The 21476-nt window shown below is 59.3% G+C and carries 24 protein-coding genes and 2 pseudogenes; 15 read left to right on the forward strand and 11 right to left on the reverse strand.

Annotated elements, in window-relative coordinates; translation table 11 throughout:
* Nucleotides 1–726: 726 nt before the first annotated feature.
* From AB4Y32_RS29285 to AB4Y32_RS29310, 6 genes and pseudogenes are all read left to right on the forward strand, one after another.
* Entirely contained in the window at nt 727–1260 is a 534-nt protein-coding gene (locus AB4Y32_RS29285) for a hypothetical protein (protein ID WP_368724666.1), read from the forward strand.
* Between the two features lie 61 nt (nt 1261–1321).
* Nucleotides 1322–2200, forward strand: a pseudogene (locus AB4Y32_RS40735) (YihY/virulence factor BrkB family protein); the annotation flags it as partial.
* Between the two features lie 1093 nt (nt 2201–3293).
* Nucleotides 3294–3446, forward strand: a complete 153-nt coding sequence (locus tag AB4Y32_RS29295) for a hypothetical protein (protein ID WP_368724668.1) — start codon at nt 3294–3296, stop codon at nt 3444–3446.
* 212 nt (nt 3447–3658) lie between these two features.
* Entirely contained in the window at nt 3659–3862 is a 204-nt protein-coding gene (locus AB4Y32_RS29300; protein ID WP_368724669.1) for a hypothetical protein, read from the forward strand.
* A gap of 748 nt (nt 3863–4610) precedes the next feature.
* Nucleotides 4611–5711, forward strand: a complete 1101-nt coding sequence (locus tag AB4Y32_RS29305) for a polyamine ABC transporter substrate-binding protein (protein WP_368724670.1) — start codon at nt 4611–4613, stop codon at nt 5709–5711.
* A 555-nt stretch (nt 5712–6266) separates the two neighbouring features.
* A complete protein-coding gene (locus tag AB4Y32_RS29310) occupies nt 6267–6497 on the forward strand; it encodes a hypothetical protein (protein WP_368724671.1) in 231 nt (76 codons plus the stop codon).
* Between the two features lie 173 nt (nt 6498–6670).
* Here AB4Y32_RS29310 and AB4Y32_RS29315 read toward each other — a convergent pair whose 3' ends face one another.
* The 3 genes from AB4Y32_RS29315 to AB4Y32_RS29325 form a co-directional block, all read right to left on the reverse strand.
* Nucleotides 6671–6874 (reverse strand): hypothetical protein, encoded by a 204-nt coding sequence (locus tag AB4Y32_RS29315; protein ID WP_368724672.1) that lies wholly within the window; start codon nt 6872–6874, stop codon nt 6671–6673.
* Nucleotides 6875–7245: 371 nt separating this feature from the next.
* Nucleotides 7246–7449, reverse strand: a complete 204-nt coding sequence (locus AB4Y32_RS29320; protein ID WP_368724736.1) for a cold-shock protein — start codon at nt 7447–7449, stop codon at nt 7246–7248.
* A 307-nt stretch (nt 7450–7756) separates the two neighbouring features.
* Nucleotides 7757–9130, reverse strand: coding sequence for a hypothetical protein (locus AB4Y32_RS29325; RefSeq protein ID WP_368724673.1), 1374 nt, complete (start codon nt 9128–9130; stop codon nt 7757–7759).
* A gap of 899 nt (nt 9131–10029) precedes the next feature.
* Here AB4Y32_RS29325 and AB4Y32_RS29330 point away from each other — a divergent pair.
* Complete coding sequence (locus AB4Y32_RS29330) at nt 10030–10590, forward strand: H-NS family nucleoid-associated regulatory protein (protein ID WP_368724674.1); 561 nt, start codon at nt 10030–10032, stop codon at nt 10588–10590.
* A 492-nt stretch (nt 10591–11082) separates the two neighbouring features.
* Here the strand turns inward: AB4Y32_RS29330 and AB4Y32_RS29335 are convergent, their stop codons facing one another.
* The 6 genes and pseudogenes from AB4Y32_RS29335 to AB4Y32_RS29360 all read right to left on the reverse strand — a co-directional run bounded on the left by AB4Y32_RS29335 (nt 11083) and on the right by AB4Y32_RS29360 (nt 14520).
* A complete protein-coding gene (locus AB4Y32_RS29335; RefSeq protein WP_368724675.1) occupies nt 11083–11550 on the reverse strand; it encodes a hypothetical protein in 468 nt (155 codons plus the stop codon).
* A pseudogene (locus AB4Y32_RS29340) lies at nt 11540–11804 on the reverse strand (translation initiation factor IF-1). Before AB4Y32_RS29340 ends, AB4Y32_RS29335 begins: the two are co-directional and overlap by 11 nt.
* Before the next feature lie 259 nt (nt 11805–12063).
* On the reverse strand, nt 12064–12564 hold the full coding sequence (locus AB4Y32_RS29345; protein WP_368724676.1) for a hypothetical protein: 501 nt from the start codon (nt 12562–12564) through the stop codon (nt 12064–12066).
* Between the two features lie 150 nt (nt 12565–12714).
* On the reverse strand, nt 12715–13743 hold the full coding sequence (gene ligD / locus AB4Y32_RS29350; RefSeq protein ID WP_368724677.1) for a non-homologous end-joining DNA ligase: 1029 nt from the start codon (nt 13741–13743) through the stop codon (nt 12715–12717).
* Nucleotides 13740–14039 carry a hypothetical protein gene (locus AB4Y32_RS29355; RefSeq protein WP_368724678.1) on the reverse strand — a complete coding sequence of 100 codons (300 nt, stop codon included), beginning with the start codon at nt 14037–14039 and terminating at the stop codon, nt 13740–13742. The genes ligD and AB4Y32_RS29355 overlap by 4 nt, the downstream gene beginning before the upstream one ends.
* Nucleotides 14026–14520: a hypothetical protein gene (locus AB4Y32_RS29360; protein ID WP_368724679.1), complete on the reverse strand. Its 495-nt coding sequence runs from the start codon at nt 14518–14520 to the stop codon at nt 14026–14028. Before AB4Y32_RS29360 ends, AB4Y32_RS29355 begins: the two co-directional genes overlap by 14 nt.
* Before the next feature lie 880 nt (nt 14521–15400).
* On the opposite strand from AB4Y32_RS29360, the gene AB4Y32_RS29365 reads away from it, so the two are divergent.
* Together AB4Y32_RS29365 and AB4Y32_RS29370 are read left to right on the forward strand one after the other, a co-directional pair.
* Nucleotides 15401–16852: an NAD-dependent succinate-semialdehyde dehydrogenase gene (locus tag AB4Y32_RS29365; RefSeq protein ID WP_368724680.1), complete on the forward strand. Its 1452-nt coding sequence runs from the start codon at nt 15401–15403 to the stop codon at nt 16850–16852.
* Nucleotides 16853–16951: 99 nt separating this feature from the next.
* Nucleotides 16952–17125: a hypothetical protein gene (locus AB4Y32_RS29370; protein ID WP_368724681.1), complete on the forward strand. Its 174-nt coding sequence runs from the start codon at nt 16952–16954 to the stop codon at nt 17123–17125.
* Between the two features lie 59 nt (nt 17126–17184).
* Here AB4Y32_RS29370 and AB4Y32_RS29375 read toward each other — a convergent pair whose 3' ends face one another.
* Complete coding sequence (locus tag AB4Y32_RS29375) at nt 17185–17478, reverse strand: hypothetical protein (protein WP_368724682.1); 294 nt, start codon at nt 17476–17478, stop codon at nt 17185–17187.
* A gap of 443 nt (nt 17479–17921) precedes the next feature.
* On the opposite strand from AB4Y32_RS29375, the gene AB4Y32_RS29380 reads away from it, so the two are divergent.
* The 6 genes from AB4Y32_RS29380 (at nt 17922) to AB4Y32_RS29405 (ending at nt 20985) form a co-directional block, all read left to right on the forward strand.
* Nucleotides 17922–18206 carry a type II toxin-antitoxin system Phd/YefM family antitoxin gene (locus tag AB4Y32_RS29380; protein ID WP_028368730.1) on the forward strand — a complete coding sequence of 95 codons (285 nt, stop codon included), beginning with the start codon at nt 17922–17924 and terminating at the stop codon, nt 18204–18206.
* Entirely contained in the window at nt 18206–18544 is a 339-nt protein-coding gene (locus AB4Y32_RS29385; RefSeq protein WP_028368729.1) for a type II toxin-antitoxin system RelE/ParE family toxin, read from the forward strand. Before AB4Y32_RS29380 ends, AB4Y32_RS29385 begins: the two co-directional genes overlap by 1 nt.
* Nucleotides 18545–18792: 248 nt before the next feature.
* Nucleotides 18793–19092, forward strand: coding sequence for a type II toxin-antitoxin system prevent-host-death family antitoxin (locus AB4Y32_RS29390; protein WP_368724683.1), 300 nt, complete (start codon nt 18793–18795; stop codon nt 19090–19092).
* A complete protein-coding gene (locus tag AB4Y32_RS29395) occupies nt 19089–19454 on the forward strand; it encodes a type II toxin-antitoxin system RelE/ParE family toxin (protein WP_368724684.1) in 366 nt (121 codons plus the stop codon). Before AB4Y32_RS29390 ends, AB4Y32_RS29395 begins: the two co-directional genes overlap by 4 nt.
* Before the next feature lie 299 nt (nt 19455–19753).
* Nucleotides 19754–20494, forward strand: a complete 741-nt coding sequence (locus AB4Y32_RS29400) for a glycine zipper 2TM domain-containing protein (RefSeq protein WP_368724685.1) — start codon at nt 19754–19756, stop codon at nt 20492–20494.
* 173 nt (nt 20495–20667) lie between these two features.
* Complete coding sequence (locus tag AB4Y32_RS29405; protein ID WP_368724686.1) at nt 20668–20985, forward strand: hypothetical protein; 318 nt, start codon at nt 20668–20670, stop codon at nt 20983–20985.
* Between the two features lie 203 nt (nt 20986–21188).
* On the opposite strand, the gene AB4Y32_RS29410 is transcribed toward AB4Y32_RS29405, so the two are convergent.
* Nucleotides 21189–21431, reverse strand: coding sequence for a divalent metal cation transporter (locus AB4Y32_RS29410; RefSeq protein ID WP_439899857.1), 243 nt, complete (start codon nt 21429–21431; stop codon nt 21189–21191).
* Between the last annotated feature and the right edge of the window lie 45 nt (nt 21432–21476).

Here is a 21476-nt window from a genome sequence, read left to right on the forward strand (position 1 = left end):
GAAGCCTTATCGATCGGCGGCAACCGGGATTCGAGAGTTGGCCAAACCAAACTGCCAACCAGATAATTCGGTCTACGTATTGAATATCCGCGCTCGCCGCAATCCGTCGCGTTCGCGTTGAAGCAGGTGCGATCGCCCCGTGCCGATTTGAAGGCGGCGAGCACATGGATCGTGGGAGCAAGGGATTCTAAGGTCGACACCATGGTAGCCGTGGACGGTCTGGGCATCCGCCAGAACACAGTATGGCCGCGTCGGTGGCCGGTTGTTCGCATTCAGCTGGAACGGGCCAGTTCCAGCGATGATCGCGTACCACAAAGCGGCATGGCGCAAGAGACGTTGCTCGCAGCCGTGTGATGCATTGCAATAAGGGGCCCGCGAAAAGTCCGATGTTTCCGAGGAACCTACCGGACGCGCGAGACGGCAGTGCCACACGACTGCCATGAGGTAATCCGAGCAGCGGCCCAAGAACGGTCGCATGTGGGAGTCTGCGCGTTTTCGACCGGTAAATTTGGCTAGTACAAGGTCACGCGGTATCCCGCACCAGGGCTGTGCAATCCGCGCTGGCATGTCCTGGCGGATAGGGCGCACGTCATGGCGCACCAATGGCATGAACGATGCGGCACTTGGGTCACGCAACCATCGGTAGTGCACACGGATGGTCATACCTGCGGCGAAAATGCACAGTTCATCGCCGCATGAGCGTTAATTGAGTGTCGGGAGACCGTTATGGAGCTTCATCTACATTCCCATCATTTCACGCACTGCATGCCTGACTGGCGGGCAGCCGTCTGGGCAGGCCTGATCGCTGGCGCGGCATTTCTGGTGTCGGGTGCGTTTCTGATGGCGGTGGTGACAGGGCAGGATCCGAGGGTTCCGCCGCACATGATCGCAGCAATCATACTGGGCCGCGGTGCATTGCAATCTCAGGCGGCGTTTCCTGTCGGCATCGTCATCGCGGCATTGGCCGTGCATTTTGGTCTCGCCATCCTGTTTGCCGTGATCCTGGGTCTGATCATTGCATCATTCAGCCTTGACTCAAGCCTGACGATGGCGTCGCTCGTGGGCGTGGTTTTTGGAATTGTCATCTATCTGGTGAATTTCTATGGCATGACGCGGTTCTTTCCCTGGTTCGCGGACGCCCGAAACTGGGCGAATGCTCTCGCCCATATTGTATTTGGCGTCGTCGCGGCAGACGCCTATATGAGGCTGGAGCGAAAGGAGACGGGGTCGGGGGAACCAGATTCGAGGGAGGTCAGCTAGGAGTTAAGGCACTTTATGTCGTCAGTCTGCGATCCTGTCTGCGCAGAACAAGGTGACCATCATGAGTCGACAACTTCCTTCGTTTGGTGCAATACGCTCGTTGCTATCGTTGGTAGTGAGTGTGGGTCAACGGTTCAGCACGCAGCGGTGCACCATGATGGCCGCTAGCATCGCGTTCTACAGTGCCTTTTCGCTGGCGCCGACGTTGCTGATCGTGCTCGCGATCGCCGGGTGGTTTTTCGGCGCCGACGCGGCGCGCGGACAGCTGTTCGGGGAGGTTAACGGGCTGTTGGGCAATGACGCGGCGGCGGCGGTCCAGACCATCGTCGAGCACGCCCGCCATCCGAGCATGGCGGGCCCTGCCGCAGTGCTTTCGGCTGCACTGCTGGTAGTGGGCGCGTCGGCGACCTTTGCCTCGCTGAACACAGCGCTAAACGTGGTGTTTCCAGTCCCGACCCGGCACGGCGCCGCAAGCAACATTGCCTTGCTGCTCAAGATGCGACTGATTTCGTTCGGTCTCGTCATGGGGGTCGCTTTCCTGCTTGTCGTCTCGCTCGTACTGGATACGGTCATCAGTTTTGTCGGCGCAAAGCTGTTCGCCAATTCGCCGCTGATTGCCGTCGGCGAGATCGCACAGTTCGTATTCGGCATGATCGCGTTGAGCGCGGCCTTCGCTACTTTGATCAAGATGTTGCCTGACGCCCACGTGCGTTGGCGAACCGTATGGCAAGGCGCGATCGTGTCCGCGTTGCTGTTTTCCGGTGGGCGCAAGCTGTTCGCCCTCTATCTCACCCACGCGGGGACCGCCAACGCATTCGGCGCTGCGGGCTCGCTCGCGGCTCTGATGATGTGGCTTTACTTCTCCGCAGTGGTGTTGTTGCTGGGCGCCGAGATTGCTGCCGCGGTCAGTCACGCGAAAAGCCAGTCGACCGTCGTCCCAGACCATGTTGCGCATGACAATCGCGCGCTTTCCACCGAATCACCGCCCGCCCGGCTACGTAATGGGGGATCTGCCATCTCCGACCTGGCGAACGGAGAGCGGTACGTCAGGAATCTGGTGACATGGGGGTTGATGTTGTGTCTGAAACATCGCTCGAAGGCGGCCGTGCTGACTCTGAGAAAAATGCTGCCGCATCGCGTGTATCGGAGGGCAGACGGATTGGTCTTGTTGCTCAACAGCTATCACGAACCGATCGGTGCGGATGACGCGTTCGGACCGGTCGATTTCGACGCGTCAGCGTTCGCTACCCTGAGTGTCTCCAGCCTGATACGGCCGGCCTACGGAGCGTTGGATGGCACCCCTGACTGCTTCTTTAGCGCCGCGAATGAGCCTTGGCTATCCCGACGTGATGCTGAGGAATACGTGTCGCGAATTGAGGAATGTCTTGGAATTCGATTACCCGCGGATGCTGCATTCTCGCGATCGGCGGCCTTGGCTCGATTCGAGCGCGAGCGCGCCGCGCTCTTCCGACTCGCTCACAAGGAAGTCTCCGTTCCGCAACGTTCAGAGCCATCGCATCGGACGGCGCGGTTATGGCGGCCGTGACAGTTGTTGGCGTCAAAACTGATGCTGATGAATGGTCACGAACGTGAGCGTGAATTCGCGTGCGTCGAGTGAACCACGATGAACGATTGGGACTCCATCGTCATTCCGGGCCTTCCGGCCACTCGCCAGCGCGCGGTGCAGGGATTGCCGACTTTGACATTCTCCGCAGTTTTGCCTGAGCGATGGTCTATAAACAGGAAGGGAAGACCAATACAAAAACCTGGGATTCCGATAACCCAGGACTGTCCCGACCGATGTTTCCGAGTCTTCTGACGAAGGCACAACGGTGCGCGAGGCGCGAGTGTGGGAGGATGATCTCTCGCGTGTGGTGACCTGACATGAACGACAGGCGGCGAAAGACCATCCATGCGCAGAGGCAACGCCTCGAAGCGCTGAAAGTCAAGGTCGAAGAACTGAAGGCGGAAGCCGAAGTATCCGGAGCGAACTGGAAGCCGTACGCGACGACGAACAGGAAGCTTTCGACAACATGTCCGCGAGCAGGCAATCCGGCGAGCCCGGGCAAAATGTGGAAGCGTCCATCGACAACGTCGACACGGCCCTCTGTGCGCTCGATGAAATCGAAGACCTGACGGATCTCGTCGATGCCATCGAAGCGCTCGGCAATGCGGAGAACGGATAACGTCTCCACGGTTGTTGCCCGGCCTGGGCAGCGCGAGAGACCCGGCATCAAGGAAGACGCCGCCCGGCGCTCCCGGTCGCGTCGTTTTATGAAAGGCGTGTGACTGGTTCCCAAAACAATCCGGTTCCCTGACGTCAACGAATCCGGGCCCGGTGCGTTTTGACGGTAGACGACGCAATGATTCGTCGCCTTCGCCCCCACTGGAGACTCCAATGAAGAAGCTTGCTGCCGCCTTGATGACATCGCTGTTTGCTACTGTCGCGTTCGCCCAGGCTTCCGCACCTGCCGCGACCGCACCAGCAGCCACCGCTACGGCTCCGGCCACGGCCGCCACGACGCCGGCGCCTGCACACAAGACGACGAAGCACATGCACAAGGTGAGTCACCACGTGACGCACAAGAAGGCGGCGCAATAAGAGACGGACTCGGCGCGAAGTATAGAACCCTGCTGCGGCAGGGTCTTATGCTTTGAGCGATCAGCCCTGAACAGGTAATCGTGTCGACCTCGTCAAGGTGTTCGCGGCAGTCGGTGGCCGCATTGGTCTCTCTCAAACAACGCTGCCTGCCTGATGCGAACGCGAGCACCTTGCCGCCAAGGCATTCGCGGCGGCCCGTGGGCGGGGCCGTCAGAGTGGACAAGCTGGCGCTTGTGCCTCTCAGAATCCCGCAAACGCTGCCTTATGCGAGCGCGAGTGCCTTGGCTCTTCACGTCTTGCGTCGCGCATCGAATGCGCGCACCGTTCAGCTTACGATAGTGAAATTTCCGCGACGCAGGGTTGTGGGCGCGCTTGACGCTTTTCGGCCCTGGCGGGACAAGTTCCGCCAGCAAGTGAAAGGGTAGATCAAAGAGGCGTGAACTGACGGGCGGGTCGTCTTGAGGTTTATTCGACGCCTGCCTATGTCTGGGGACACGGAAGCACACGACGGCGCGTGCGGGCAGGCGTTGGAAAAGGACGAATACCCCTGGTCGAAACCTGGCATCGCGGCGCACATCAAACTTTCGATTGTCACGCCGCGCGCATACCCTTTGCGCTACAACTGGCGGTTTTTTTGAATCGCGCTTTAATGGTAGTTTTCGGTTTTTCCAGGGTAGCCGCCGGCAACTCCAAGCGGCCTGAAGCGGGGTAGCGACCGGCTTTCACGCCGGTCAGAGCGGAGAACGGAATGAAAAAACTGGTGGTGGGCCAACTGGCTGCGCTGGTGTTGTGCGCTACGCCTTTCGTGCCGGCGGCGGCAAAAGATACGCAACTGAATGTGTACAACTGGTCGGACTACATCGCCAAGGACACGATTCCGAACTTCACGAAACAGACGGGCGTCCAGGTCAAGTACGACAACTACGACAGCGATGACACGCTGCAAGCCAAGCTGCTGACGGGCAACTCCGGCTATGACATCGTCGTGCCGACCAGCAACTATGCGGGCAAGCAGATCGCAGCGGGCATCTTCGCGCCGCTCGACAAGTCGAAGCTCCCGAACCTCAAGTACCTCGACCCGTCGCTGATGGCGCTCGTTGCGGGCGCCGATCCGGGCAACAAGTACGCGGTGCCCTGGGCGTACGGTACGACGGGCCTCGGCTATAACGTGACGAAGGCACAGCAGATTCTCGGCAAGGGCGTCGCGCTCGACAGCTGGGACATCCTCTTCAAGCCGGAAAACATTTCGAAGCTCAAGGCGTGTGGCGTGTCGGTGCTCGACGCGCCCGACCAGATGTTCGCGGCCGCGCTGCACTACATCGGCAAGGACCCGATGAGCACGAACCCCGAGGACTATCGCGCCGCGCTCGCGATGCTGAAGAAGATCCGTCCGTACATCACGCAGTTCAACTCGTCGGGCTACATCAACGACATGGTCGGCGGCGACGTCTGCTTCGCGTACGGCTGGTCGGGCGACGTCGTGATCGCCAAGCATCGCGCGCTCGAAGCGAAGAAGCCGTACAAGATCGACTACTACATTCCGAAGGGCGGCGCGCCCGTGTGGTTCGACGTGATGGCGATTCCGAAGGACGCGAAGAACAAGGAGGCCGCGCTCGAGTGGATCAACTACATCGAGACGCCGCAGGTCCACGCAGCCATCACGAACGCCGTCTACTATCCGAGCGCGAACCTCGAAGCGCGCAAGTACGTGGACAAGGATGTCGCGAACGATCCCGCCGTGTATCCGCCGGCGGACGTCGTCAAGACGCTGTTCCTGCTGAAGCCGCTGCCGCCTGAAATCCAGCGTCTGCAGACGCGGCTGTGGACCGAGTTCAAGTCCGGCCGCTAAACCAGTCCGAAACGGACGGCTGTGCAGGAATGCAGCATCATGAAGCCCTCGGTGTCTCCAGAGCCCGGGGCTTTGTGACGCCGTGCTAGCAGACGCCATCTTTTTGGTGTCGCGTGCGCCTGCCTGAATCGGGCGCAGTTGCTCGCCTCGCGGCAAAGCGAGGGCGGCACGCGAAAGCCGGCGCCCTGATGCTGGATGATCGTGCCGATCGTCGTGAAGCCGAGTTTTTCGTAGAGCGCTGGCCCAGCTGGCGTCGCGTGCAGCACGGTTGTCCGTCGGCCCGGCGTGTACAGTAGCCAACTCGCGTCCGATGCCTCGCCCTTGCTGGTCGGGGTGATCGTACTTCTCGTGCAAATTCTGGCGGTAGGAGCGGAGATGTGGTGGCTATTCGATGACTTGCAGGTCATTCGAGTCGCGCGAGACGCGTATGCTCGCAAAGCCTTGCTACGAGCCGGTCGGCGTCATGCAAGCGCCATTTTCAGCACGAGAAGTACGATTACCCCTATTACCGTTTTTTGATGCAACTGCTTGTGCTTGGAGGAGCGCAGGAGAGCGGTGAAGAAAGCCGCGACCAGGAAAGTTGCAGGAAAGAAGGCCGCAGCAAAGAAGGGCGTTGAAAAGAAGGTCGAGGCAGCGACCAAACCTGCACCGGCAAAGAAGGTTGCAGTCACAAAAACCGTGGCGAAGAAACTCGTGACGAAGAAGGCGCCTGTGAAAAAGGCACTTCCGGGTCCGGAAGCAGTTGCCCCGGACAGCGATTTCGCCTCGACATCAGTCTCGGCCTGATTTCCGCAGCCCACTTGTTGTTGGTGTTCGTGTGAGCAGGACGTCTCCCTCCTGCTCGAACAAATCGGGTATCTCGTGCGACGGGCCGTCACGCGGTAGCGAATTTTGCAGTGTCTGCCAACCGCGCGCAGGAGAATTCGAAGACCCGCGTCTGCGACCGCGACCACGTGAGCTCATTGAAGAGTGCGGCCAGTAATGATTTTTGGGATCTGCGCCGCATTCTTGCGATCATCGACGGTTATTGGAGACGACACGGCGCGTCCGTCAACGTATCCGGAAATCCACTCCCATACTTCGAAGCCCCAGTACGGGCAGGCCTCAAGCGGTTTGCCCAGACGTCCAGCGAGGAAGCCGTTTTGCCACGGTGTGCTGTTCATCAATCGCCCTTGATGAAAAGTTCGGGGCAGTATTGCAGCGATCCTTTTCTTGTGTTGTGCGTTGCACCACGAAGATTGTTAATTTAAATTTGGGCGCGCTTCATCGCTTTGAGCGTCTTGTCTTTCATGGCGAGAGAGCCAGGCATTTATCGCGGCTCGAGTCTGGGTGCAACAGCGCATAAAAAAACAACCGGCCGTCTCCCGGACCTGCGGGCGTTGATCGCTTGATTTATCGCGATGAAGATCTTATCGCTCGTTGCGCGACTGCATGTGAACGGCCTGTTACTTCGTTCACGAATTCCTGACGCGCCGAACATAAGAAATGTGACCCGCGCGGGGCGGGCTACGCGCCAGGATGATGTGCGTCCCGATTACACGGGCTTGATATTTGCGGCCTGCTTGCCCTTCGCTCCCATCTTCACGTCGAAGCTTACTTTCTGGTTTTCCTGCAATGACTTGAAGCCTTCAGTCCTGATTTCCGAGAAGTGGGCGAACAGGTCTTCGCCGCCTTCGTCCGGAGTGGTGAAACCAAAGCCCTTCGCATCGTTAAACCATTTCACTGTACCAGTTGCCATTTTTGAACCTGAAAACCGCATTCGCGAACGCAGTACGGCACGGAGCGGCCGCCCGCGACGGAAGACTTTTACCACGTCGGGATGAGACCTGCCAATCAGCAGGTCCACGGACAGTACACGGTCTGCTTTCCGGTGGCCCCAACCGGCTCAGGGTTGTTCAGGCCAGCGGCGGCTCCATCGGCTCAGCGACGGAATCCGTCGTCGATCGTCGATCCGAAATGGAACGATTTTTCGCGCACCGGGCCCATGCCACCTCGATGCGCTTCATACGTCATGACACGCGGGGGCTTGGCCCGCTACCAGCGACTCACAACCGGACCGCTTGCTGCAAAAGTTCCAGCGCTTTCAATTCGTCCAGTCGACCCGTGCGCGCCTTACCTGCCAGCGTCTTGATCAATGCTTCCGCTATCGGTTCAATACCGTGAAGAGTGTCCAGGCTGGTCACGGAGTGAAGGGGAGGCGGTACAGGGTTTCGCTGCGGTACGGCGGAGGCAGGGAACGACTCAAGGGTTGCCGGTATGGCTGCCGCGGTCTCGCCATCACTTTTTTCAGGTGAGCGACCGGCAAGGTCGTCGGAGAAATCACTTACACGATCCTGCGGGCTGACGACAATCCCCTCTTTCTCGCCTGCCACATCCGCCAAAACAGGCGAGGGGCCTTCCGGATCGCCCAGGGCGGTCGCCCGCGCGCGCGCCGCGTGCACCTTCGCATCGACCTTCCCTGGCACGCCATCGTTTGTTGCGGCCGCAACCGGCTCGTGTTGTTCGGATACGCGACCGCGCGAAGCAGGCGTAAGCATACGCGACACCGACTCTGGAATCTCGGCTTCGGAGCGCGGCGTATCCAACCAGCCAACTGGCAAACCAAGTCGCTCCGTGAACCGGTTTGCTTCGGCACTGTCCATTCGTTTCTTGCCGTATAGCCGATGGTTCATGTTGGATCCACTCATCGCCATGACCACACCCAGTGTTACTTTCGATCCCTTGCGACTCGTGAGAACGTGGAGATTAGCGCGTCGGATGCTTTCTACCTCGGCGCTGTCGCTTAATGCCAGCGTTTGCTGCTGGGACGATTCGGCAGACGTCTTGCGTTTCGACGGCGAAGCTTTTACCGGCGCATGTGGTTCGGGCTGTCCCGCGATTTCGCTTTGACGATTCTTGACGGCTCTGGGCGACCCGCCAGCTGCTTTCCTTGGCATTTGCGCTTCCTCGGACAAACTAAGAAATGGTTGTTGATTGACGTTCAGGGCAGAAGCCGGCTCAGGTGCTTCCAACTCCACGTCGGGTCCGTCGTCCGCTTGAACGAAGTCGAGCGGCGACTTGAGACGCGCGATGGTCTCGGGCGCGAGCGCGGGATTGGGATGGTCAAAAAAACCATTCGGCAACCCAAGCGTGGTTTCCATGTGAAAAGCGGTCTCGGGTGTGAATCTTTCGCCCTTCATCAGTTCGGCCACGCGCGTCATGTTCGATTCAAGTGCTATCGCGATATTCTCTGCGCCCACCGCATCGACGAGGAACTGAAACGATCGGGTTTTGAAAATGGAGGCAGTCTGGGTGAAGTCTCGAGGAGGGGGCTTCACATGCGGTTGTCCCTGCCGGTTGGGCGGGATTTTTATTTCGTGGCGAGGTTGACGTTGGCCGCTATCCCGGGATCCCGCATATCGCCCGCGGGCTTGACTCATAAGGTAGGGCTCCATGGAATCGTTGGTCTGCTGGATCTTTTCATTATAGACGGGGCGATGTCGGCATTTGATGCATCAGTAGCGGTGACATAAGCAGCCATGTACAACTATTGTATTGCGTACTGGGGGACATCTTTGAACACTCGATTTGCGCGACTCGGAATCGTGAAAACAACTGCGATCGACTCGTGGCAGGGCATTGAGTTGATGCATCGCATTCGAAAAGGCCAGTTCCCCTCGGAAGTACGGCCTCAAAGATGCCGCTGCTCCCGCTGTGTGGAACTATTCTGTCTGCCCGATAAGCATACCTTTATATATCAACGATATCTTCCGATCCCCCTGTTTGCACCAGGGCCTCCATCGGCTGGTCCTGGTACGCTCGGGGCATCAGGTTGGCGTGGGTTTGTCGCGCGCGGGTTGCGCCGCCTGTTCTCCTGGCGCGCACGGCATCCGATGGTACCCGATAGCCCATTCCGCGGCAAACCCGTTGTGCACCGGCAGGGAGGAGAGTGACGCCAGACCTCAATGGCGAAAAGGCAGATCGATGTCCGGTACGAGACGGAAGGTGAGCGTTTTCAGGATCCCTCACGAAGGCCGCTGCGGTAGCGTACTTCATGGGTGCACATAGCGGCTTCGCAGTTCATTGTCGTTACACTTCGCAAGTCACGACTCTATTCAGACACGAAAAAACGTGCACCGGGTTCCAAGATTTTCCTGGCACGCACTGGTCACCTCAAATCCACACTGATCCTCACGACGGTTAGCATAATTTAAGACTTGAGTAGGCTAACCGATGAGACGACACCCGCTCTCGCCAATCATTCCCTTATCGCCCGCGCGAATCCGGCTCTATAATTCAGATATGGCGCAATGGAGCGCTGTATAAAAAGGGGGAATACATGGCCACCTTAGCTGCTATCGAACGGCGAATTGCCAGGTTGAAAAGTCAGGCCGATGCGATGGCCAAAAAGCAAGACGGTGCCGTCAAGAAAATCCTTAAACAGATGAAAGTTGCGGGCGTAACGGTCGAGGAAATTGTTGGGGCGAGTGGGAGTAGAGCTAAACGGGCCCCGATGGCCGGAAAGTATTCCACTGCTAACGGGAAACCCGGGAAACTGCCGCCGAAGTATCGCGACCCGGTCTCGGGCGCGACCTGGAGTGGTCACGCTCGTCCTCCCGCCTGGATTAAGGATGCAAAAGAACGATCCAAATTTCTGATCAGTAAGGACACTTCAGCTGTTTCGGTTCAGAAAGCAAAAGCTACAACTGCACTGAAGGGTGCAAAAGGCAAAGGTAGTAGTTCACTCAAACCCAAATATCAGGATCCCGTTTCGGGCGCTACGTGGTCGGGAGCCGGACGACCGCCAGCGTGGATCAGTCAGGCAAAAAGCCGTGACGCTTTCCTGGTCGGCGCCACGGCAAGGAAAGCAGGGCGAAAAAGCGCGGCGAAGCCGAATTAACGAGACACCGCGCCAGTTCGATTCGCGCCGGCAACAGCGCCCGCGCAGCAGCCTGATTTGGCGCCCTCCAAAGGCATCTATTTGTAAGTGACCGGTACCGCCATGGCCCGCCCTGACCAAAGGGAGTCGTAGACGGTGCCGACGCTCACCGGGCGCTTTTGAAAAAGCGGCGAGCCTCGATGGTCATCGGCCAAGGCAGACTGCCCGGCTCGTGTGATGCCGACCTTCGACTCGAGAGAGCAGGCCCTCATCTGGTCGACCCCGCCGTGATCATTGCACATGGTCACGGCGCCAGGTGGCAGCGATTGACAGGGCACGAACTTTTGGGAGAGGCATCGGCGATAGCCGCGCCTTGGTGACACGCCTTCCGGTCTGCCTTGCACAGGTTGCGACTGGGTTGGGACGAAATTGCCATGCATCAGGCGGAATCTATCATGATGCGATCGTACCAGAAGAGCCGTACGCGCCGCCGCTGGTCCGGGAGTCGGCGTTTCATTCAGGATTACGTGGCTTCGACGCTGCCTGTCCGGAGAGCGCGTGGCTCGCCTGATCGATCAGCGATTTCGCGGTGCCCACAACAATCGAGCGGTCAATATCGGCGGTTTGCCAGCGACCGCCGCTGTCCTTTGCGAACTGTAGTTCCGCGTGAAGGGTCGTGCCCTCATCACCAGTCTCATCGGGCCGCAGGACGATGCTGATGTTGCAGGTGAATGCGCGACTACCGCCCGTGCTCCCTTGTTCAGCACAGTCACCATCGGGCTTCACCAACGCAACCCTGTCATCCGTCGGCAACGGATTGCCAGCGAGCGCATTCAGCCCTCCTTTGTTGGCCGCATCCAGCGCCCGACGTACTGCACTGTCGATGTCCGATGCGTCCGGACCTTCACGCGGCCACCCACACGCTGTCAGAGCCAGGCACGCCAAGGCTATCGCCACAGGTAAAATATTTTTACTGTGCATCCTTATTCTCAATCCCGGGGAATATTGCCTGACCCAATTGTCGCATTTTGCGCGGAACGTGCCGGAAGTTAACCCGTCCTTTCGACAGATCGTAGACCGACGACTCCAGCGTGACGCGGTCACCGGCAAGGATGCAATGTGATTCTGCGCATGCGGCCCGATGCATACGCGCTCACCACTACGCCGTTCTCGAGCGTGCGCGGTATTTGCTGTCTGTCCGGCAGCACTTTGTCGACGACCCCGTTGGGTTCCATCAGTTCCTCCCTTTGCCAAATCAATTCCCCCAAGTGTGCGTAATGCCGCGTCAATGCGGAGCATCGACAAAGGGCTCTGAACACTGTAACCGTTCCCGCGCGCGGTGATGTTGCAAGTTGTGTCCTGTGCGGCGTATTTCGCATGTGTGACGCAAGCCGATTTTGCGCGAACAACATGGGCCAGGAAACAACGACGGTCGGCGGGATGAAACGCCAGATGCCGGTCCCGGTCACCCGTCACCACACCTGGAGCATCGGTTCACTTGCAGCCCGGGACTGGAAGGCTTGCCTTCAGCAGTACGGCTTCTTTTATTCCGTCCATAAACTGGACGGTCTCATAGTTTCGCACGAGTTTTTCGAGACCGTGGACGATATCGGCTTCCATCGCGAGAAGGCCTTTTTCGCCGTGAAAGTTGGATCTGAAGGCCTGATTGAACCGGTTGCTCAAATAGGAACTGACTTCCTCGATTTTCTCGGGGCTCCCTGAGTCCGTGAACAGAACCGACCTGGGCGAACCAGCGTCATAGAACAGGTTATGCCGCCGCTTGGGCACGAAGTTCGCGGGCCGCTCGTCGGTAATCCACATAGAACCGATAACCCTGATCTTCCCCTTCATGCCCTTGGGCGTTATGAAGGTCCACACCTTGCGCGGCAGCCGCCCTTGAAGCTCAGTCAGCTTGTCGGTATCAGCTCCAAGTGTGCCAATACGCCCTTCGTTTACGTCCGATACGAAGTCTTTCCAGTAGTAGAAGATGTCCAAATTTGCTCCGTTCTCGAACTGGCGATATCGAGTCAGATGCCGTGACGGCCAACTGGGGCGAAGCTCGGCGACAGAACGCGATCCTCATAGCGTGAACGCGGATACGCTACTACAGGTCGCTACCAGCAGCCATGACACGGCCGACGGTCTCTACAGGCCCTTTGCCCAGGACAAGCGATCGGGGTCTATGGCATGCTCGACAGTCACCTCGCGCGCCAGCTTGTCGTGACGCAGCGCGAGAAATCTTGCTTCCCGTAGTTCGCCGCGGGGCGTCCATTCATGAAATGATACCTCGACGACGATCTCGGGCTTGAGCCACAGGTATTCGCGATTGCGCTCGGGCTTTGGTGTGTTACGGAATGGCGAAATGTCGTGTGGCGTGGCGTGCGCGAGGAATGCCGCAGCCTGCCGGCTTCTGAAATATGGCGGCACGGAGCCGACGTAGCGAAGCGTGCCGCCTTGTTCGAACACGCCGAGCAGGAGGGAGTCGACGCCAGAACTCCCGCGCGCGATGCCACCGACGACGAACTCCTGCTGCTGGTGACATTTGAGTTTGATCCAGTTCGGCGAGCGGCCCGAGTGGTAGGGCGCATCTGCGCGCTTGCCGATGATTCCCTCGAGCTTCATTTCACGCGTCGCGGCCAGTATGTGTTCCGGGTCTCCATCGAAATTCTCAGAGAAACGGATCAGCGGCGAGTCGACGACTTCGAGCAGCTCGCGCAACAACAGTCGACGCGTGCGCAGAGGTTCCTGGCGGCGTTCGATGCCGTCGAGCCAGAGCAGATCGAACAGAAACAGGGTGACGTTTGCTGAGCTGCGACGGTCGAACGCGTTCTGAAGCGCGTTGAAGTCCGGACGTCCATTCTCATCGAGAACGACCGCCTCGCCGTCGAGCCATGCGTTATCGACTGGCAGTTTCGCGAGCGCGTCCCGAAGGCGCGGCATTCTCTTTGTCCAGTCCAATCCGTTCCGGCTGACGAGCCGCACGGCACCGTCTTCAAGCCGCGCGAGCATGCGGTAGCCGTCGAACTTGATCTCGTACAGCCAGTCACCGTGGGACGGCGGGTGCCTGGCAAGCGTCGCTGACTGCGGCTCGATCAGGAGGGGCATCTCTCCGGGCTCGGTTGCGGGCGCGCGCACCCCGCGTTGCCTGGCCGGATCCCCGGCGCCCCATGTCACTGACCTGCTTCGTGTGGCGCCGCGTCCACGAGCCATTGAAGGACCTCGGTTCGCATGCTGAACTTCGACTGATCAAGCCAACGTTCGAATGACGGGCGCCATTCTTCCCACACCTTGTCCTTGAGGTCGAATTCCCCGTCGTCCTGGCCGCTTCCGTCTTCGCAGAGGAACGTGTAGACGACGCCGCGCCCGCTCTGGTATGCGACGATGCAATTGCTCAGATCGGTGGTCATGCCGAGGGGATGCCGCTGCAGCAGCGTGGCAACGTGCTCTTCGAAGCGTTCACGCGTCATCATCGTCGTCCTCGTGTGGGTCGCCTCGTGGTATGGGCGCGTGCAGGGGCTTCGACATGTCTACGCCCATCATCTCCATGGCGTCCGTCAGCAGATCGGTCTGCAGCCCGAAATTGAGAATGCGCTCTTCGCCGTCGAACACGCCTCCCATACCGCTGTGTATCGAGAGCGCGTACCGGGCGACATGCAATGCGTGCAGAACCCTGGCTTCGTCGCCTGGTTGCTCGTCCTCGTCGAGGTCGATGGTCTTTTCAAGCCCGGGTGGCGGCGGAACGGAAACGACGCCGCTCTTCACCAGTTCGACGGCAGACGACACAAGGCGAATCTCCGGCTCGAAGTCGAGCGGAAACACCTCGCCCTCTGCGTGGCAGGTAATGCCGCTATGTTGCTCGAGCGTCCGCAGCGCTGCTTGCAGTGCATTCAGCACGAGACGATTGTCTGCTGCCTGCTGAACCGCGCGGCGAATAAACGGATCAGTGTCCATGATCCACCTCGATGAGCTACGCCCTTAGCCTAGCATCGAAAGTGCCCAACCCCGCGATCCCTTGTCACTGGGCAAGGGTCTGGCGTGTCACGCAACCGGGACCTGCAGCCGCTTTCCACGCCTTGTGTGCTGCCGCGACGTGTCGATCTTCGTCGTGCGGCGCAAGCCGACGATCCGATTGACGTCCTGCGGTCGGGGTCGCGCCAACTCCGACGGCGTTATGCGATCATCTCGTTGAGCCGCAGCACCTTTGCTGACGCGCTGACGGGTAGGGCGGCCGGCGCGCACACGCCCCCCAACTCAATATGGGAACCATCGTCAGATGAAATGCAATTGACCTGCGCTCGTCTCGTCAACTTAATACCCGGCTTCCAGGTTCCTAAACGTCCTGGTAACCAAGGTACTAAGGAGACGAGTGATGGCGTAGTCGTTTCTGCTCCTTCGCAGCGTTGCGGGTGAAACCGCAACAGCGAACCCGATCGCTGCAAAGGTGAGGATTTCCAGGAGTCTCGGAGATCTGATCTCGGGTTGTGTGCGACTCGGCTAGCTCGCAACGCGGAGGACGGGGCGGCTTCCACACCGACGATCAAGCAACCTTCAGACGGCACGTCGTTCAAAAACCGAAGGCGCAGTTCCGCTCGCCGCATTGCGCAGCGAGCATGGACACGCCAACCGAATTTGTTATCGTGCACAAGCGTTGTCGTCCGGCCGATCTCCCAGGGCGCTGAGAGGCAGATGGACCTGGCGCGCTTGACCACCTGAATACAACTGCCTGGCCGCAACTGTCTATTCATCCGAGCCGGCCAACAGACAGTAGCGAGATAATCGGGGCAGCTGACTCCACCAATACGAAGTAACGCCGAATGCAGGGAGACTACCCGTGAAGCTACAGTGCCCAACTCTTTTCGAACAATCAGCATATGTTGGCGGCGCATGGGTCGACACTACTTCCCTGCCGAGGATGCCGGTGACCAATCCGTCGACCCACGAAGTGATTGGCTCGGTACCCCAGGTGACGGCCCGGCAGGTCGACGAGGCGGTCGCCTGCGCAACCACAGCCTTCAACGACTGGCGCGAATGGAGTGGCCGCGAGCGCGCCCTGGTGCTGCGCGAATGGGCGCACCTGGTGGAGACCCATCGCGACGACCTGGCCATCATCCTGTGCAGCGAACAGGGCAAGCCGCTCCACGAGGCTCGGGCAGAAATCACGCAAGCCGCCAACTACCTCGACTGGTTTGCCGAGGAGGCGCGAAGGATTTACGGCGACAACATTCCGGCACCTCGCCGCAACCAGCGAATCCGCGTGCTACGTCAACCCGTCGGGGTCTGCGCAGCGATGACCACCTGGACTTTTCCATCGTCGATGGTGGCACGGCGTATCGGGGCGGCTCTGGCCGCAGGCTGTACTGTCGTCCATCATCCCGATCCGCAGACGCCTTTTTCGGCACTGGCGCTTTGCGCCCTGGGTGAGGGCGCCGGGTTGCCACGCGGCGCTCTGTCCGTGCTGACAGGAGACAGCGATACCGTCAGAAGCGCGTTGATCTCGCATCCGGGCGTCAGGAAGGTCTCCTTTACGGGCTCCATTGAAGAAGGCAAAAGGCAGATGGCGCGATGCTCGGCCACGGTAAAAAAGGTCTCGCTCGAACTGGGCGCCAACTGCCCCTTCATTGTTTTCGATGATGCAGACATTGATCTGGCGGTCAAAGGTGCCATTGATGCGCGCTTTCGACATTCCGGGCAGGCAGCCATGTGCGCAAACCGCTTCTTCGTGCACACGGACGTGTACGAACGCTTTGTAAGCCGGCTTGTGGCGAAGGTCTCTACACTCAAGCTGAGTGACGGGATGGCCGAGGGCGCACAGATTGGCCCGCTCATCAGCGAGACAGCTGTTGCGCGACTCGAAAGCCTGGTGGACGAGGCGGAGCAGGCGGGGGCAACGGTTGTCATCGGTGGCTCGCGTCTGACTATCGGGTCTAACTTCTTTCTACCGACTGTACTGACTGGCGTCCGTCCGGAGATGAGCGTGTGCGGGGACGAAGTGCTGGGACCGGTCGCAAGCGTGCTTCAGTTCAAGGATGAGGACGAGGCGATTGCCCTCGCGAACAACACGCGAACAGGCCTGGCAGCGTACTTTTACACAACGGACATCCGGCGCGCATTCAAGGTCATGGAGGCACTTGAATGTGGTGTGGTGGGTGTCAACGACAGTCTCGTCTTCAATGAAGCCGCCCCCTTCGGCGGCATCAAGGAGTCGGGAATCGGCCGGGAGGGCGCGCATTCGGGGGTCGAAGAATACCTGGAGCCGAAATACGTCTGCTTCGGGAATCTCTGACCGGGTGGGTGCCTGCACCGCTTTTCAAGCGTTCCCTGTGTTTGCAAAACCTCGCAGAACCGCGATAAGGCCGCCTGCCGATCAAGCCCGACAGCTGACGTGTCATTCAACGGCATGCAAAGGGCGCTTCTTGATCTTGAAGAGCTCGATGAGACCCAGCTGGGGGATTTTTGCGCGGAATACGAACAGATCGCGACGGAAGCACGCGAGGCCAGCAGTTCGAAAGACGAGGATGTGCAGGTGCCTTCGCGGCCGCGCGAAAGCACGAACTGACTTTGGGTGTTTGAAGGCGATCGACGGATCGCCCCGGCTCACATGCAATCGAACCGGCGTTATGGCCAGCGTGAAAGGACCGGGTTCCCGACCATCGACGCCGCGCGTGCGGCGAGGATCCGCCGGATCGTTGCCAGGGATTGCTCGGCCACAGCGCTCGGGGTCTGCCGACGTGGCGGATGGAACCCGGGAGTTTTGACGCCCAGCTGCCTGCAGACCGAGGAAAGGTACGGTTTGCCCGATCCGGTGCATCGTTCGACGGCGGCCGCAAGCGCTGCGTCACCGACGTGTCGGCGCAGCCATTCGAGCGTTTGCCGATCCTTTTCGTTATAAACCCTGACCAGATGCTCCATCGTCGCCTCCCGGTAGTACTGTATATAAATACAGTACTGATAATTTATACAGGGGATTCGAACAGGTTGCAAGTGCCGATTGCGCTTTGCGGAGGTGGATACTGGGGAAGCCCAGCCGCACGGCACCAGTTATCTGTTTTGCCAGGAATTTGTTCCAATCACATGACGCTTCAGGGAAACTTGTGCACAGAAAATGTGAACGAGTCTGTGGATAACTGCGAGGGAAATGCCTGTAAGGATTTGATTGCTGCCGGTTTGCTGCAATGCGCGATGAAATCCCACGGCACGTGGTTTCGGCCTAGCCAGGAAAAATGAACGATCGTTCGTTTCGGTGATAATTGATATTATGTCAAGTATGCACCATGCCAGCACGCATCGCAGCTTGCCGTCAGACCGTTAATGGTTTAAATTCAGTCCTATCCACCTCGCCCCCGGAGCGCCAAATGCATCTCGCGGATCATGTGAAGCCTATCAGCTACCTCAAAAGCGAAGCGGCGCAAATCGTCAAGGATCTGACGGAGTCGGGAGAGCCGCTCATCATCACGCAGAACGGCGAAGCGAAGCTCGTCGTCCAGGACGTGCGCACCTACGAATCGACACAGCAGACGATCGCGCTACTGAAAATCCTGGCGATCGGCCAGAAGCAGATCGAGCGCGGGGATCACGCTGATGGCGACGAGTTCTTTGCAGAGCTCAATGAGCTGGACCAGCAGGAAAAGCTCCGCTAATGGCGGCACCCTTGCTGAAGTACCGCATCCTCCCCACCGCACGGATCGGCATCGATGAACTGAGAAGCTACGTCGTCCGCACGTTCGGTTGGGAAACATGGCGTCAGACATCCGCGCAACTGCAGGAAACGATCAATCACATTCGCCAGTTTCCCGCAAGCGGTCACGCGCCTCCCGAGCTTGAGGGCTTCTTCGAGGACGGTTTCCGGCAGGCCCTTTCCGGCAAGAACAGGATTATCTATCAGGTCCGCGACGATACCGTCTTTGTTCATCTCGTGGTCGACGTGCGACGTGACCTGCCCTCCCTCCTTCAGAGAATCGTGCTTCGCCTGATGTAAACGTCTGGGCCGGCTCACATGTATTCACGCCTTACATCAGCAATATCAAGTAGTACATACTAAATGTTGTCTGAGTATCATGTCAAATTAAGCCATTCAGGTCGGCAAACAGTCCCTCGTGGTCTTCTCCACGGTCGATTCATGCCACGGGCCCTGTCGTCGCTTCTTTCTGTGCGTAGGTCCGCGTACTTGACTTGCCAAAGGAATTCTCGTAGCTTAAGTTTAACGAATTCCGTACAGGATCGATAATGTCATTCCGTACCCATGATGTGGTACCAATTACCGAGGCCCGCGCACGGCTGACGGAACTCGCCGAGGACGTCGTCGCAGGAGCCGAGAAGGTTCTGACGAAGAACGGCTCTGCTTATGTGGCCCTCGTTGATGCGCGGAAGCTGGATTACTACCACGCACTCGAAGCCGAGCACGGACGACTGGTCATGCTGGATGATGCCGAGAAGGGCCTCAAAGATGCGCTCGCTGGTCGGGTCAAGCCGCTGCAGGAACTGCGCGACACGATGCGCCGTCGCGTTGAGTCCAAGAAGAAATGATGCATGTTGATTTTGCAGAGACCCTTGAGGAGCGACTGGAGACCATTCAGGAATTCATGTTGCAGCAAGACCCAGTGTCGGCACCCGACAGAATCGAACAACTGTGGAGCGAGATCTATCGTTTTGGCGATCTCGTAGCGCTCCATCCCAAAATCGGTCGTCCCGCCGGCGCACTCGCCACCACTTCGATCGAAGGCCAGGTGCGGTTGGCGCGCGTGTTGCGGTTGGCTGTCGAGGCTGGACTGCCTGAACTGCGCGAGTACGTGCTGCGATCCCATCTGATCTTGTATGCGCACTCGGATAGGAATGTCTTGTTGTTGTCCATCCGTCACCAGCGAGAGCTGGGATACGCTCCAGAGTAGCCTGATTTCCCGGTAATCAAGACGCCGGCCCCCCCGAAAGACTCAAGCGCCTTGATTAATCTATGTGCGGTTGCCGTTGAACAGACGGAATGGTGGCGAGCCGGCAGGAGAAGCTGCACGCGCGACGCGGAACGCGACATCGGCAAGGTTGGACGCGACTTCGACGGCGCTGGATTTTTCCGCCGTTTCTTTCGACTGGACCCTGACGTACTACAAATGCTTACAAAGCAGGCGTCCTTGTGCGTGCACCGCCATCGTCGACGCAACGTTATTGCTGGCACACACCAGTGGAGGCCGCAATGAACACGAACGTCACGAACAGCATTCCGCAACGCAGCCGCATTCATCCGTTGATCGTGGGCGCAGCGGTCTCCGTGATCCTCGCCTGCGCGACAGGCGTCGCCGCGATGACGGGCATGCTTCCCATATCGCACGCAGTGCCCGCGCCCGACGCGCAGCGCGCGGCTGCCAATGCGCAGCCAGCTAGCGTGCCGCTCGTGGCACAACAACCGAACGCGGTTCAGTCCGCTCCCTCTATTCAAGCGACTCAACCTGCCGTCCAGGCTGTTGTGCGACAGCCGGAACCCGCTGCTCCGCCGCGCGTTCATCACACGCCCAAGCCGCATATGGCACCCGCTCCGCAGTACGCGAACGGCGACTACCCGCAGGCGCCTTCGCAACCGTCCGGCACGCGACAGATCGCCGCCGATCCGTACGCGGGTGACGTCGTCGCGATCAATCCTGTTCAGACTTCTGAGCCGACGACGGGTCTTGGCGCAGTCGGTGGCGCTGTTGCAGGCGGACTGATCGGCAATCAGGTCGGCGGTGGCCGCGGCCGCATTCTCGCCACGGTAGCGGGTGCCGTCGGCGGCGGTCTTGCGGGTAACGGCATCGAGCATGCGGTACGCAAGCAGACGAGCTACCAGGTGCAGGTCCGCATGGAAGATGGCAGCTACCGCAACTTCACCTATACGACGCAACCGCCCGTGCAGGTCGGACAGCGCGTGCATGTGTCGGGCGACACGCTGACGGCTTCGTGACAGAATCATTGGGCGTGACCCAACATGTAATCGCCCGCGATATGGCGGGCGGTTACTGGCGGTTACAGACGCAACGTGACCGATGCAGCATGAGAACGATTGCATTCCTAGAATTCCCATCACGCGCCATCGAATGGCATTTCATCCGCGGACGCCCGGAAGGGAGCAACAAGTTGAAACGCCTCACTCTTATTTGCGCAGCCGGTCTCATCGCGGCCTGTTCATCGACGGCCGCACTGGCGCATGTCGATGTCGGTGTGACGTTCGGTATTCCCGCCCCCGTCTATGTCGAGCCGCCGCCCGTCGTGTATCAGGCGCCGCCGCCCGTCGTGTATCAGGCACCGCCGCCCGTCGTGTACGAGGCGCCGCCACCCGCCGTCTATGCGCCCGCGCCCATCTACTATGGATACGGCTACCGCGATGAACGCCGGTGGCACGATCACGGCCGCCATCACGGCTGGCATCATCATCACGATGATGGCGACGACTAGCATCGATCAAGCTTTGATCCAAACAGGGGAGCATTGGCACAGGCAGCGACGATCGCCGTCGCATTTGCTTTTCAGCCGTCGATCGACCAGCCGCAGAGATCTGATCAAGGGACGCTCAAGGCGGCCAGCACGAGATCCACGCACCAAACGACTGCCGTGCAGGCAAGCACTGTCGCGTTGGTGACCCGTGAGCGGCGCGTCAATCACCCGGCACGCGATGTGAAACCAGACCCGAAATTATCGGAACCCGCAACGCAACATTTCGCGAGCTGGCTCAAGATGAGCCCATGCGTCGCTTCCAGACCGAGCGCGACGACCACGAACGCAGGCACCATCGTTACGACCCGTCGCATCCACACCGGGACGTGAAAGCCGACAAACCCCTGCATGATCATCTTCGCGGCCATCGTGCCGACCACCGAACTCGGTACGATGGACGCGAGCAATGCCGCGAGAAAGAGACCTGCCGCTGCACCTCCAAGGAGTCAAGG

This window comes from Paraburkholderia phymatum, from assembly GCF_040965635.1.
GTDB lineage: Bacteria > Pseudomonadota > Gammaproteobacteria > Burkholderiales > Burkholderiaceae > Paraburkholderia > Paraburkholderia phymatum_B.